At 70.3% G+C, this 12,444-nt stretch carries 12 protein-coding genes and 1 tRNA gene; 5 read left to right on the top strand and 8 right to left on the bottom strand.

Features of this window, described 5'->3' with window-relative positions; translation table 11 throughout:
* Positions 1-17 precede the first annotated feature (17 nt).
* Positions 18-1,340: a helix-turn-helix domain-containing protein gene (locus F4560_RS32650; RefSeq protein ID WP_184926701.1), complete on the bottom strand. Its 1,323-nt coding sequence runs from the start codon at positions 1,338-1,340 to the stop codon at positions 18-20.
* A gap of 270 nt (positions 1,341-1,610) precedes the next feature.
* Between F4560_RS32650 and F4560_RS32645 the strand changes: the two genes are divergently transcribed.
* Both F4560_RS32645 and F4560_RS32640 read left to right on the top strand, forming a co-directional pair.
* Positions 1,611-1,940: a hypothetical protein gene (locus F4560_RS32645; protein ID WP_221485438.1), complete on the top strand. Its 330-nt coding sequence runs from the start codon at positions 1,611-1,613 to the stop codon at positions 1,938-1,940.
* 13 nt (positions 1,941-1,953) lie between these two features.
* Positions 1,954-2,316 carry a hypothetical protein gene (locus F4560_RS32640; RefSeq protein ID WP_184926698.1) on the top strand — a complete coding sequence of 121 codons (363 nt, stop codon included), beginning with the start codon at positions 1,954-1,956 and terminating at the stop codon, positions 2,314-2,316.
* 364 nt (positions 2,317-2,680) lie between these two features.
* Here the strand turns inward: F4560_RS32640 and F4560_RS32635 are convergent, their stop codons facing one another.
* The 3 genes from F4560_RS32635 to F4560_RS32625 are packed head-to-tail and all read right to left on the bottom strand — an operon-like array spanning position 2,681 to position 5,941.
* On the bottom strand, positions 2,681-3,466 hold the full coding sequence (locus F4560_RS32635) for an SDR family NAD(P)-dependent oxidoreductase (protein ID WP_246477912.1): 786 nt from the start codon (positions 3,464-3,466) through the stop codon (positions 2,681-2,683).
* 16 nt (positions 3,467-3,482) lie between these two features.
* Positions 3,483-4,655 carry an MFS transporter gene (locus F4560_RS32630; RefSeq protein ID WP_184929530.1) on the bottom strand — a complete coding sequence of 391 codons (1,173 nt, stop codon included), beginning with the start codon at positions 4,653-4,655 and terminating at the stop codon, positions 3,483-3,485.
* Between the two features lie 47 nt (positions 4,656-4,702).
* Positions 4,703-5,941, bottom strand: a complete 1,239-nt coding sequence (locus tag F4560_RS32625) for a glycoside hydrolase family 1 protein (protein ID WP_246478924.1) — start codon at positions 5,939-5,941, stop codon at positions 4,703-4,705.
* Between the two features lie 125 nt (positions 5,942-6,066).
* Between F4560_RS32625 and F4560_RS32620 the strand changes: the two genes are divergently transcribed.
* On the top strand, positions 6,067-6,681 hold the full coding sequence (locus F4560_RS32620; RefSeq protein WP_184926694.1) for a TetR/AcrR family transcriptional regulator: 615 nt from the start codon (positions 6,067-6,069) through the stop codon (positions 6,679-6,681).
* Between the two features lie 10 nt (positions 6,682-6,691).
* On the opposite strand, the gene F4560_RS32615 is transcribed toward F4560_RS32620, so the two are convergent.
* On the bottom strand, positions 6,692-7,879 hold the full coding sequence (locus tag F4560_RS32615; protein ID WP_184926693.1) for an amino acid deaminase/aldolase: 1,188 nt from the start codon (positions 7,877-7,879) through the stop codon (positions 6,692-6,694).
* A gap of 72 nt (positions 7,880-7,951) precedes the next feature.
* Here F4560_RS32615 and F4560_RS32610 point away from each other — a divergent pair, with 72 nt between their 5' ends.
* Positions 7,952-9,244: a D-arabinono-1,4-lactone oxidase gene (locus tag F4560_RS32610; protein ID WP_184926692.1), complete on the top strand. Its 1,293-nt coding sequence runs from the start codon at positions 7,952-7,954 to the stop codon at positions 9,242-9,244.
* On the opposite strand, the gene F4560_RS32605 is transcribed toward F4560_RS32610, so the two are convergent.
* The 3 genes from F4560_RS32605 to F4560_RS32595 form a co-directional block, all read right to left on the bottom strand.
* Positions 9,241-9,873 (bottom strand): NAD(P)H-binding protein, encoded by a 633-nt coding sequence (locus tag F4560_RS32605; protein ID WP_184926691.1) that lies wholly within the window; start codon positions 9,871-9,873, stop codon positions 9,241-9,243. The genes F4560_RS32610 and F4560_RS32605 overlap by 4 nt on opposite strands.
* A gap of 14 nt (positions 9,874-9,887) precedes the next feature.
* Complete coding sequence (locus F4560_RS32600) at positions 9,888-10,505, bottom strand: hypothetical protein (protein ID WP_184926690.1); 618 nt, start codon at positions 10,503-10,505, stop codon at positions 9,888-9,890.
* Positions 10,506-10,961: 456 nt separating this feature from the next.
* Positions 10,962-11,047: transfer RNA gene (locus F4560_RS32595), tRNA-Leu, on the bottom strand.
* A 116-nt stretch (positions 11,048-11,163) separates the two neighbouring features.
* Here F4560_RS32595 and F4560_RS32590 point away from each other — a divergent pair.
* Entirely contained in the window at positions 11,164-12,402 is a 1,239-nt protein-coding gene (locus F4560_RS32590) for an FHA domain-containing protein (RefSeq protein ID WP_184929529.1), read from the top strand.
* Positions 12,403-12,444: the final 42 nt, after the last annotated feature.

Raw genomic sequence — 12,444 nt, 5'->3', positions numbered from 1 at the left:
GCCCGACTCCCCCTGGCTCAGGCCGCGCTGTCGCTGCCGGTGAACTTGGCCAGGCGTTCGGCCAGCTCACGGGCGTCGGGGTTGTTGCGGCGCTTCTCCGCTTCCTGCTGAAGCGGCTTCATCCGGTCCTTCGTGCGGACCGACTTCAGGCCCTCGGACAGCTCGATCGCCTGGCGGCCGAGCCGGGCGCCGTGGTCGATGTCGCCGTCCAGCAGGTGGTTGATCGACAACGACGTGAGGTTGAACGACCGGCTGCGGGTCATGTCCTCGCCGTAGCCGCCGATGGCCTTGGTCAGCGCGGGCACCGCGGTGCGGGTGTACTTCGGGTCCACCGTCTGCGCCAGCTCGGTGTGCACCGTGCCGATCATCGCGGACAGGTCGTTGGCGTCGAAGAACTTCGCCCAGGCAGGCGCCTCGCCGATGTTCGCGCGGGCGAACTCGTCCCGCGCCCGGCCGAGCAGCTTCATCGCCTGGTCGTCGGAGCCCATCTTCGCGTAGGCCCAGGCCTCGTTCGCGCACAGGATGCCCACGGCGAGCTCGGAGCCGGAGTTCTGCGCGGCCAGCTGGCCGAGCTGGAACACCTTCAACGCGTCGTCCGGCGCGTTCTGGTGCAGGTAGACGCGGCCCATCCGGTACAGGATGTTCGCCACGAGCTCTTCCTTGCGGCCCTGCTTCGCCAGCCCCAGCGCCTGGCCGAAGTGGTTGCGGGCCGAGTCGTACAGGCCTGTGTCGAACGACGTCCAGCCGGCCAGGTTGTGCAGGTCGGCGAGCGCGACGTACAGCCGCTCCCGGACCAGGTCGGTGGCGTTCGCGCCGAGCATCTGCTGCCCCCACGACAGCTGCGCCACGACCGCGTCGCGGCAGGAGCCGCCGCCGTACTGGTAGTCCAACGTGCGCAAAGCCCTGGTAGCCGCTTCGACCTGGCGGACGTCGGTCATGCCGATGCGGCCTGGGGCCGGAGTCTGCGCGGGCGATGAAGCCCAAGACCCGGAGTCCGTACCGAACACGGCCGCGCCGACGGTGATGGCGGCGGCGTGCGCGAGGAACTTCCTTCGCTTCACCGACTCGTCCTCCTCAGAATGGGGTGACTCCGCCGTGGCGGCCACCCTCACTGCCGTGGCCTCGTCGTAGGCGAGACCCATGTACCCCCTTGGGACACCCAAGCCGGCGGCGATCCGGGCGAGGACGTCGTAGGCCATGACCTGGCGTCCCTTGAGGATCTCCGAGACTTCGGACTGCGATTGGCCCGTCAGCGCCGCGATCTGGCGTTGCGAGACGCCGTGCCTGCGGAGCAGCCGGTAGACCGCGCTGATCTCCCGTCTGGCCAGCGCGTCCCGCATCTCCTGCTGGTCCCAGACGTCTGGTGTAACAGGAGAGCTTGGCGAACCGATGGTGTTCAATTGCGCCCCCTCACAGTCCATTGGGCGTCAACGGCAGAGTAGGGGCACTCCCCCGACCGCGAGAAGTACCGATCGGCGAGGCTGATCGGCCCTGCCGAACTCCGTTGACCGCTTACCGTGGAACGCCCACCGGCTACCGCTATGACGTCCCGATCCGGGTTGAATCATCGCAATCTAGGTTCCGGTAAGCGAGTGAGTACGGAGAGGAACATGGCCGTGGACCTGATCGAGCGGGCGGTGACCACCACTGGTGGACCGACGTCGTCCGCCGTCGCCACGGTCGCGTCCGCTTCCGCTTCCCTGTCCGTCCAGGAGTCGACCGACCTCGACTCCGGATGGCGCGGCACGACCGGGCAGCGTCGCTGGTGGCGTATTCGCTGCAGCGACGTGGTCGACCGGGAACGCTGCCTCACCGTGCTGGTCGACCGGGGCCGTGTGGTCCTGGTCGGTCCGCCGGGTGAGACGGCGGTCCTTTCGGCCGACCAACTCGTACAACTCAGGGCCGCGCTACGTGAGGCCGCCGAGCAGGCGGAAAGGTGACGGTGACGTTTCGGTGGACGAGATCCTCGGACAAGTTCTTCGCAACGCGGTGTGGGAGCGGTTGGACCTGCTCACAGAGCTGGCCAACGAGGCCGACGCCCCGTCCCTCCTGTCGGTGGCTCGTTCCGAGCTCCCTCGGCTGACCGAGGGTTGGCGGGCGCTGCTCGCCGCGCACGAACCGGACGAGAAGGGCAACTGCCCCGAGTGCTCCGGTCGTTGGCGGCAGCAGAAGAGCCCGTGCTCGGTGTGGCGCGCCGCGTACGAACACCTGGTCGCGGGCGGTTTGGCCCCGCGCCCGGCTCGGCACCTCCGTTCGGCGCCGGTGACCCCTCCGGTCACCAGGACACGCCGGGGAGTGGTGGCCCGAGCCCATTAACGGGCGGTCCCGACCTGTCGTTCCCCCGACGCGACCAGGTCGAGCACCCGCCTACTGGCCGGCGGTCCGGGACGTGCGAACCCCCGACCGCGACGAACGGACCGCCGGCCAGCTAAAAGCTCCACCGCTAAAGCTCCACCGCTCGACAGTGCCCCGCCGCCACGGCAGTGGGAACAACTACACAGACAGCCGCGGGCCGGTGTTGTGCACACCTTCCCTCCCCGACCGACACTGGTCCGCGGGCACCACTTCGGCCCCGATGTCCGCACCTCCCGCGCGGACATCGGGGCCGATTAGCGTGGTCAGCGGTGTCCCGTCAGCGGTGTGTCCCGTCAGCGGTGTGTCCCGTCAGCGGTGTGTCCCGTCAGCGGTGTGTCCCGGTCCGCCAGGTCAGGTAGCCGGTGAGCCCGGGGAAGAGCCGCCCGGCCAGGTCGAACGCCTTCAGCTGCCACGGGAACACCACTTCGTCCCGTTCCCGCTCCACCGCCGACACGATCCGCGCCGCGACGTCTTCCGGCGTCACGGTCGGGATGAGCCTGGCCACGGCCGGGATCCGGTCCTCCGCGCCGGGGTTGTTCACGAAGTACCGGCTGCTCACCTTGCCCGGCACGACCTCACTCACCCCGATCCCGGTGCCGCGCAGGTCGAGCCGCAGCGCCGCCGTCATCCCTCGCAACGCGTAGCGGGCCGCCGCGTACCCCGTCGCGCCGGGGATCGGCAGCCGGGACACCGGCGAGTTGACGTTGACCACCCGGCCCGAGCCGCGCGCCCGCATCCCGGGCAGGAACTCCCTGGTCAGGTGGAGTGCGGCGGTGAACGGCAGGGCGATCATCCCGGCCAGTTCGGGGGTCGGGGTGTCGTCCAGGAACAGCCAGCGGCCGACGCCGGCGTTGTTCACCAGCACGTCCGGGACGCCGACCTCGTCGCGCACCCGTTCGGCGAGCGTGCGGATCTGGTCGATCTCCGCGAGATCCGCCGGCATCGCCACCGCACGCCCACCGGTCGCCGTGATCCGTTCGACCTGTTCATCCAGCGCTTCACCGCTGCGTGCCACGAGCACGACAACGGATCCACGCCCCGCGAGCGTCAGGGCCGTCGCCGCTCCGATGCCCTGCGACGCCCCGGTCACCACGACCGTCTTACCCGCCAACCGCAACGAACTCCCCCTAAGCCACCGATCGGACCCTGCTCACCAGCAGTGCCGCGCACAGCGTGGCGACCGCGGACACCGCGAACAACCCCCGGTACCCGCCGAGCGAAGCCAGCACGAACGTCGCCAGCAGGGGCGCGACCACCTGGGGCAGCGAGTTGGCGATGTTCAGCACGCCGAGGTCCTTCGCGCGGTCCGACGCGGCGGGCAGGACCTGCGTCAACAGGGCCAGCGCCACCGCCCAGTACCCGCCGAACCCGACCCCGAGCAGCGGCGCGGCGACCAGTGCCGCCGTCCACGTTGGCCAGGCGGCGAGGATCAGCGCCGCCACCGCCATCACGCCGGCCGCCATCAGCACGAACGGCTTGCGCCGGCCGGTCCGGTCCGAGTGGGCGCCGACGACGAACGCGCCGATCGCCAGCGCCACGCCGTAGAGCAGCATCAACACCAGCAGACCGTCCTCGGGTGACGGGTGCCGGACCGCGTCGCCGAGGAAGTAGAGCAGGTACAGCGTGCCGAACGCGTTGCCCAGGTTGATCATGAAGTGGGCGCACCAGGCCCAGGCGAAGTCCGGGTGCCGCCTCGGCGACACCCACAGCTCACGCCACCGCAGCGCCGGTCGTGCGTCGAGCGGCAGCCGCACGTCCGGCGTGATCAGCACGAACGCCAAGGCGCCTGCCACGACGACGGCCGCGCACGCCAGGTAACCCGACGTGAGGCCGGTGACGAGCACCGTCACCACGACCGCGCCGAGCACCGTGCCGAGCATCTGCGCGACGCCGACCAGCCCGCCGACCTTCGCCCGCTGCCGCACCGGCACCCGATCGGGGACGGCGGAGGTGAGGCTGGCGAGCATCCCGTTCACCCCGGCCTGCACCAGGCACCACCCGAGCACCATCGCCCCGACGGTGGCCGCCGACGACAGCACCGCCAGCCCGGCCGCGCCGACCAGCGCACCGGCCAGCGTCCACGGGTGCCGCCGCCCGAACCGGGACGTGGTCCGGTCCGACGACAGCCCGATCAGCGGGTTCGCGATCAGCGCCACCACCGCGCCCACGCCCGTGACCAGGCCGAACACCGCTTCCTTGCCGGCCGCGTCTACCAGTTCGGCCTGTTGCGGCAGCAGCACCTGGATGGGCGCGTAGATGGCCAGCCACAGCCCGAGGTTGGCCAGGAACAGCCACGTCATCCACGACCGGCGGACCGGGACGACCGGTTCCGCCAGCGCTTCGGTGGTCACCGCCTGATCCGATCGCGGTACCACTCGAACGAGGCACGCGGGGTGCGTCGCTGCGTCGCGTAGTCGACGTGGACCAGGCCGAACCGCTGCGAGTACCCCGAGTCCCACTCGAAGTTGTCCATCAGCGACCACACGAAGTACCCGCGGACGTCGGCCTTCAGGGCTTCCTCGATGTGCCGGTCCAGGTACTCGATCCGCTCGGTGTCGTCCTGCGAGTGCGGGTAGCTGCACCCGCTCTCCGTCACGTAGACCGGCGGCAAGTCGACATAGCGATCTCGCAGCGAAGTGATCATCTCCGACAGCCCGGACGGCACGACCGGCCAGCCGAACCCCGTTTTCGGGTACTCGTCGATGTCCACCAGCTCGAACGGCAGCGGGTTGCCCTCGGACGGCGACCGCAGCCGGGTCGGGTTGTAGTAGTTCACGCCGTAGAAGTCGAGGCGCTCGGAGGCGATCGCCAGGTCGCCGTCCACGATCGGCAAGCGGTCGGCCAGCGAGTCCGGGTAGCGCCCGGCCAGCTGCGCGTCGGCGTAGAGCCAGTTGTGCAGATCGGAGTAGGCCGCCGCCGCCTCGACGTCGGACGGGCTCGCCGGCCACGCGGGCGTGTGGTTGTTGGCCGTGCCCACAGCGCGCGCTCCGGCGGCACGCAACGCCTGCACCGCCAGCCCGTGCGCCAGGTTGAGGTGATGTGCCGTCGGCAGCGCGTCGTACAGCAGGGTCTTGCCCGGCGCGTGCTGCCCGATGGCGTACCCGAGCAGCGTCACCATCGCGGGCTCGTTGATCGGGATCCACATCGCGACCCGGTCGGCCAGGCGTTCGGCGACCGTGGCGGCGTAGTCGGCGAACCGGTGGGCGGTGTCGCGGGCGAGCCAGCCACCCGCTTCTTCCAACGCCAGCGGCGTGTCCCAGTGGTACAGCGTGACGACCGGCGCGATGTCGGACGCCAGCAACTCGTCCACCAGCCGGTCGTAGAACGCCAGGTCGCCGGCGAGGACGCGGGGCCACGACACGGAGAACCGGTAGGCGCCGACGCCGAGGGACCGCATGAGGGCGACGTCCTCGCGGTAGCGGTGGTAGTGGTCGCACGCGACGGAGGCGTCCTGCCCCTCGAACGCCGGGAACGCGTCCCAGGCGGACGGCTGCCTGCCGGCGGCGGTGAGTGCGCCCTCGATCTGGAAGGCGGACGTGGACACGCCCCAGAGGAAGTCGTCGGGGCTCGGGAAGTGGTCGGGCAAGGTCACGCGCGCCTCCCAGAACATGAAAGTGATTCGGATCGTAGGCGTGTTGTGGCGCGAAGTGAAGTGGAAAGGTCCACAACCGGGCACTATGGAGACCCGTCGCCCATTCCGCAGGAGTCGCCGTGACCAGTACGACCCCACTGCGCCGTCAACCGGTGCAGCAGCGCAGCGCCAAGCGCGTCGAGCGGATGCTCGAAGCCTGCGCACAGCTCATCGAGGAGGTCGGCTACGACGGAGTCACCACGACATTGATCGCCGAACGCGCGGGTGTCGCGGTCGGCTCGCTGTACCAGTTCTTCCCGGACAAGCGGGCGGTCGTGCAGGCGCTGACCTTGCGCAACCTGGAGAAGTTCATCCAGACGGTGGACGGCCGGTTCACCTCGACCACGCTCGACCACTGGTGGGACGCCGTCGACTCGATCTTCGACGTGTACGTGTCGATGCACCGCGAGGTTCCCGCGTTCTCGAAGCTGCACTTCGGCGACGTGGTCGACATGCGACTGCTGGACGACCGACGCGACAACAACACGGTCATCTCCGACCGGATCGCGGAGATGATCTCGACCAAGTTCGACATCCCGCTCCCCGAGCTCCAGCTGCCGATCTCGATCGCGGTGGAGGCGGCGGACGGCGTGCTGAACCTGGCGTTCCGCCGGGACGCGGCCGGCGACCAGCGGATCCTGGACGAGGCGAAGGCCCTGGTCCGCGGGTACCTGTCGACCAGACTGCCCAGCTAGATCACCAAATTCACCCGAACGAGCGGTCTTCCCCCCGGTAGGTGGGGATCGTCCGCTCCACCACGTCGCCCCGGACGACGAGGTAGTGGGTGAACCGCTCGGCCAACTCGCCCGCCTTGGCGTGCCGCAGCCACACGCGGTCGCCGAGGCGCAGCGAGTCGGCCGCGCGGCCCACCACCGGGGTCTGCACCTCGCCCGCGCCCTCGACCGACAGCAGGCTCAGCCCGACCGGCAGGTACGGCGACGGCAGGCGGTCGGCGGTCGCGGTGCCGGAGGCGATGTAGCCGCCGGAGAACAGCGTGGCCACGTGCCGTTTCGGCCGGCGCACCACCGGGAGCGCGAACAGCACCGCGGGCTTGGGCCGGAAGCCGCGGTAGCCGTCGAACAGGGTCGGCCCGATCAGGCCGGAGCCAGCCGCGAGTTCCGTCACGGACGGGTCGGCGGCGGTGATCTCCAGGCTGCCGGTGCCGCCGCCGTTGACGAACTCCAGGTCGGCGACGTCGCGGACGGCGGAGACGGCGGCCGTTCGGCGTTCGACCAGCTCGGTGGCGGAGTGGCGTTGCATCCAGCGCAGTGCCGCTCCGCGCAACGGCTTGCCCGGCGGCCGATCGCCCAGACCCGCGATCTGCCCTTCGTACGCCATCACGCCGACCAGCCGGAACCCCGGCCGACGCGTGATCGCCTCGGCCAGAGCGCGCGCTTCGAGTGCCGTGTGGACGGGAGAACGTCGTGGGCCGATGTGCAGGCCAGGCGCCGGTCTCCACGACACGTCCAACTCCAGGCACACCCGGATCTCCGGGTGGCCGGCACCGAGCGTGGTCTGGACGAAGTCGAGGTGCGCGGTCGAGTCGACCACGATCGTGATCCGGCCGCGTGCCTTGTCGTCCTTGGCCAGTCGCCGCAACGCCGTGTGGTCCACGATCGGGTACGCGACCAGGAGGTCTTCGGCGAGGTCCACTTCGGACAACCACAGCGCCTCGGCCAGTGAGTAGCACATGACCCCTGCGAAACCGGGCTTGGCGAGCACCCGTTCGAGGAGCGCGCGGACCCGGACGGACTTGCTCGCCACCCGGATCGGCAGCCCGCCCGCGCGCCGCACGAGGTCGGCGGCGTTGCTGTCGAAGGCGTCCAGGTCGACGATCGCGAACGGAGGGTCGTGCTCCTTCGTCGCGGCGTCCAGGCGCGTGCGGGGTTGCATGGGGCTCACCGTACTTGAAAGGTGAATAGCTTTCACCTACGGTTCGTGGATCGCGTCACACCGGAGGTGGGCATGGGTACCCCGTGGACGAACTGGGCGCGCACCGCGTCCGCGAATCCACACCGGGTGGAGCACCCGGCGAGCGTCGACCAGCTCGCCTCCGTCGTGGCGGGCGCGTCACAGGTGCGGCCTCGTGGCAGCGGCCACTCGTTCACCGACATCGCGGTGGCGCCCGGTGTGGCGATCGACCTGGACGCGTGGACCGGGATCGTGGACGTCTCCGGCACGCTGGTGACGGTCCGGTCTGGCACGACGTTGCACCAGCTCAACGCGCTGTTGGACGTGCTGGGGCTGGCCATGGCGAACCTCGGTGACATCGACGCGCAGACCGTGGCCGGCGCCATTTCCACCGGCACGCACGGCACCGGCGCGAAGCTCGGCGGGCTGGCCACGCAGGTCGTCGCGCTGGAGCTGGTGCTCGCCGACGGGTCGGTGGCGCGGTGCTCGACTTCGGAACGCCCCGATCTCTTCGCCGCGGCCAGGATCGGGCTGGGCGCGCTGGGCGTGATCAGCACGGTGACCCTGAGGTGCGTGCCCGCGTTCGTGCTGCACGCCCGTGAGTTCCCCGGCCGGCTGGACGCGGTGCTGGACGAGTTCGACCACCTGACCGCGGTCGAGGACCACGTGGAGTTCCACTGGTTCCCGCATTCCGACCGGGTGATCGTGAAGCGGAACAACCGGGTGGACGAGCCGGCCGCGCCGCTGTCCGCGTTGCGCCGGTTCTACGAGTACGAGGTGATGGAGAACGGGGCGTTCGGGCTGGTCTGCAAGCTGGCGCGAGCCGTGCCGTCCACCACCAGGACGCTCAACCGGGTCTGCGGATCGCTGGTGTCCGAACGCGTCTACCGGGACGTCTCGCACCGCGTTTTCGTCACGCCGCGCCGGGTGCGGTTCGTGGAGAGCGAGTACGCGGTGCCCCGTACGGCGCTGCACGACGTGCTGCGGGAACTGCGCGCGGCCGTGGCCCGACTCGACCACGGCGTGATCGTGCCGATCGAGGTCCGGGTGGCGCAGGGCGACGACATCTGGCTGTCGACGGCGAACGGCCGCGACACGGCGTACATCGCGGTCCACCAGTACCTCGGCATGCCGTACCGGCAGTACTTCGACGCGTTCGAGAAGATCGCGGGCGCGGTCGGCGGACGTCCGCACTGGGGCAAGCTGCACGGCCTCACCGCCGAAACGCTCCGCGACCGCTACCCCCACTTCGAGGACTTCCGCCTGGTACGGGCCGAAACCGACCCGACCGCCAAGTTCACCAACCCCTACCTGGACCGCGTCCTCGGCGGGCAGCCCGCGGGTTAGAAGGCGTCGGGGATCGGGGTGGAGCCGGCGATCAGCTCGTAGGTGCGGCGGACGGTGGCGGGGCGGTCGAGGAGGGCCACCACGACGGCGGCGACGTCGCCGCGGGCTACGGAACCCCGCAGGGGCGTTTCGGCCAACTCGACCAGGCCGGTCGGCTCGTCGTCGGTCAGCCGACCGGGCCGCAGGATCGTCCAGTCCAAGTCGCGTCCGCGAAGATCGTCCTCGGCGGCGCCCTTGGCCGCCAGGTAGGCGTCGAACCCCTCGTCACCGGTCTTCCGGCCGACGCCGACGGTGCTGATCTGCACGAACCTGCGAACACCCGCCCGTTCGGCGGCCTCCGCGAACAACGCCGCCGCGGCCCGGTCCACCGTGTCCTTGCGCGCCACCCCGCTGCCGGGCCCGGCGCCCGCGGCGAAGAGCGCCGCGTCCGCACCGTTCAGGAATTCCGCGACCGAAGCGACGTCCGCCGCCTCCAGGTCGCAGTGGACGGGGACCGCGCCCGCGTCCAGGACATCCGCGAAGTGGTCGGGGTTGCGCACCAACGCCGTGGCGCTGTCACCCCGTGCGGCCAACAGCCGCTCCACCCGCAACGCGATCTTGCCGTGCCCGCCCGCAATCACTACTCGCATGGTCCGACCGTAGGTCAGGACGCGGTCGCCAGCACCCGCTCGTAGACCAGCTCGTTCACCCAACGCGTGGTCGGGGTGTCCTCCACCGGCACGGTCTCGTTGCGACCGGCCACATCCGTGCTCAGCTGCTGGTCCTCGTCGGCCAGCAGCACCGACACGCCGTAGCGGCGCACCCGCGGCAGGCAGTTCGCCAGGTAGTCGTGCGTGAACGCGACCGACGACGGCAGCACGGCGGCGGCGTTGCCGAAGCGGGCGAACGGCACCGCCGAGGCCAGCGCGGTCCGCCAGTGCCTGGCCACCGCCAGCACGCCGATGATCCGCACCGCGGCGGGCGGCACGCGACCGTCCATCTCGGGCCACACCCAGGTGGAGACGGTGGTGCGGTCGGGCTCGGGGGCCGCGCCCAGGCACAGCCGCTCGGCGTGCGCGTCGGCCAGCAGCTCCGCCACCACGATCACCTTGCGCCCCATGAGGACCATCTCGGGCAGCACCACGCCGTGCCAGCCGAGACGCACGGCCGCGGCGGTGGCCAGGTCCTCGACGGACCCGGGTAGTTCGGGAACCGGAACAGCGGTCGCCGACAGCGCCCTGGTGTCATCGGTGTCCGCGATCCGTGCTGGTGTGCTGCTCACGCCAGGGCCTCCTCGGCAACCACGGCGGGATGTCCGCCGCGTTCGACTCGTGCTCTGGATAAGGCGTACCAGGTGCGAACCGCGGCACCCCCAGGTCAACGGGCCTCCTGCGATCGACGGCGTCGAGCGGTCGGTAACCGGTCGCCGACCGGAAATGGGACTTCGGCCCGGCGGTGCTGCCGTCTGGGTGACGCGAATACCCCGAAGACCGGGCTTTGAATGCTCAGCGTGTGCGTGGCTCGCCTGGATCGACCTCGGTTCGGCCCCCGGCTCGAGGCCCCGAGCCGCATCCCCGACCGCCCACCGACCGCTCGCCGTGCGAAACCGACCGACCGCCCACCGCCACCACGTTCGGCCGCAGCCGGCCGGGTGACACACATCACGCGATCACCGTGGGCTCGAACACCCGGAAAACCAGAAGTCCCACCCACGACCGTGGATGGGACTTCATGATTTTGGTGGGCGAGGGGGGAGTTGAACCCCCACGTCCTTTCGGACACACGGACCTGAACCGTGCGCGTCTGCCATTCCGCCACTCGCCCGGAGCGACGTGGGGAACACTAGCATGGTGCCCGCACGGGTTACCAATTGGCCCGTGTACCGGCACGTCAGCCCGGATACGATCGGTAGTAGAAGTCGACCGGGTCGGAGGGTTGCCGTGGGCCTCGTACAGCGCTTCGAGCGCCGTCTCGAAGGCATCGTTGGCAATACCTTCGCGCGTGTGTTCGGTGGCAACGTCGTCCCGCAGGAAGTGGCCCAGGCACTGCAGCGGGAGGCGGAGGGCAACGTCCGCGAGTTGGCGGGCGGCAGGTTGCTCGCTCCGAACCACTTCAAGGTCCTGCTGGGTCCGCAGGACCACGATCGGCTTGCCGGGGACGGCCAGGATGAACTACGCATCACCCAGCTTCTGGGGGACTCCGTCCGGGAGCACCTCGAAGAGAGCGGATGGGATACCTATGGTGACGTCGTAGTCTCCCTGGAGCGCTCCGACGCGCTGCACACGGGACAGTTCCGAACCAGCTCGTCCGTCGACCCCGACGTGAAAGTTGCCAGCCGACGGTCAGCACCACCTCGCACTTCTGGAGACGGATCCATGAGCCAGCCTCCCGGCTACGGACAAGGACAGGGCCAGCCCGCCTACGACCCCTATGCACAGGGCGGCTACGGCCAGCAGCAACCGGGCTACGACCAGCCGGGTTACGGCCAGCAGCCGGCCCAGCCCGGTTATGAGCAGGGCTACGGGCAGCAGCCCGCGCAGCCCGGCTACGAGCAGGGCTACGGCCAGCAGCCCGGCTACGACCAGGGCTATGGCCAGCAGCCCGCGCAGCCCGGCTACGAGCAGGGCTACGGCCAGCAGCAGGGCTACGACCAGGGCTATGGCCAGCAACCGGCGCAGCCCGGTTACGACCAGGGCTACGGCCAGCAGCCCGCGCAGCCCGGCTACGACCAGGGTTACGGCCAGCAGGGCTACGACCAGGGCTACGGGCAGCAGCAGGCGGCCGGTTACGGTCAGCAGGCGGCCGGCTACGACCAGGGTTACGGCCAGCAGGGGTACGGCGACCCGGCGGCGGGCTACGCGCCCCCGGCGGTCCAGTCCGGGCCCCGCCAGCTGAACGCGACGCTGCACCTGGACGACGGTTCGAACCGCACTTACAACCTCAAGCAGGGTGGCAATGTGGTCGGCCGCGGACAGGAAGCGGACTTCCGCCTGCCCGACACCGGGGTCTCCAGGAGGCACCTGGAGATCACGTGGGACGGGCACAGTGCCATGCTCGCTGATCTCGGTTCGACAAACGGCACCACGGTGAACGGCACTCCAGTGCAGACTTGGCAGCTCGCGGAAGGCGACGTCGTCCGCATCGGCCACTCATCGCTGGTCTACCGCACCCAGGGCTGACCAGGTTGGTCCGGTCGGGTCGGATCGAGCGTTGGCGTGACG

This window comes from Saccharothrix ecbatanensis (assembly GCF_014205015.1).
GTDB lineage: Bacteria > Actinomycetota > Actinomycetes > Mycobacteriales > Pseudonocardiaceae > Actinosynnema > Actinosynnema ecbatanense.
This window is presented reverse-complemented; position numbering and strand designations above follow the sequence as displayed.

Excerpts from the sequence above, each read along its gene's own strand:
- F4560_RS32630 (WP_184929530.1), bottom strand. The coding sequence starts at position 4,655 with ATGACGTGGCTGTTCCTGGCCAACCTCGGGCTGTGGCTGGCCATCTAC.
- F4560_RS32605 (WP_184926691.1), bottom strand. The coding sequence starts at position 9,873 with ATGCGAGTAGTGATTGCGGGCGGGCACGGCAAGATCGCGTTGCGGGTG.
- F4560_RS32610 (WP_184926692.1), top strand. The coding sequence starts at position 7,952 with ATGGGTACCCCGTGGACGAACTGGGCGCGCACCGCGTCCGCGAATCCA.
- F4560_RS32645 (WP_221485438.1), top strand. The coding sequence starts at position 1,611 with ATGGCCGTGGACCTGATCGAGCGGGCGGTGACCACCACTGGTGGACCG.
- F4560_RS32615 (WP_184926693.1), bottom strand. The coding sequence starts at position 7,879 with ATGCAACCCCGCACGCGCCTGGACGCCGCGACGAAGGAGCACGACCCT.
- F4560_RS32650 (WP_184926701.1), bottom strand. The coding sequence starts at position 1,340 with ATGCGGGACGCGCTGGCCAGACGGGAGATCAGCGCGGTCTACCGGCTG.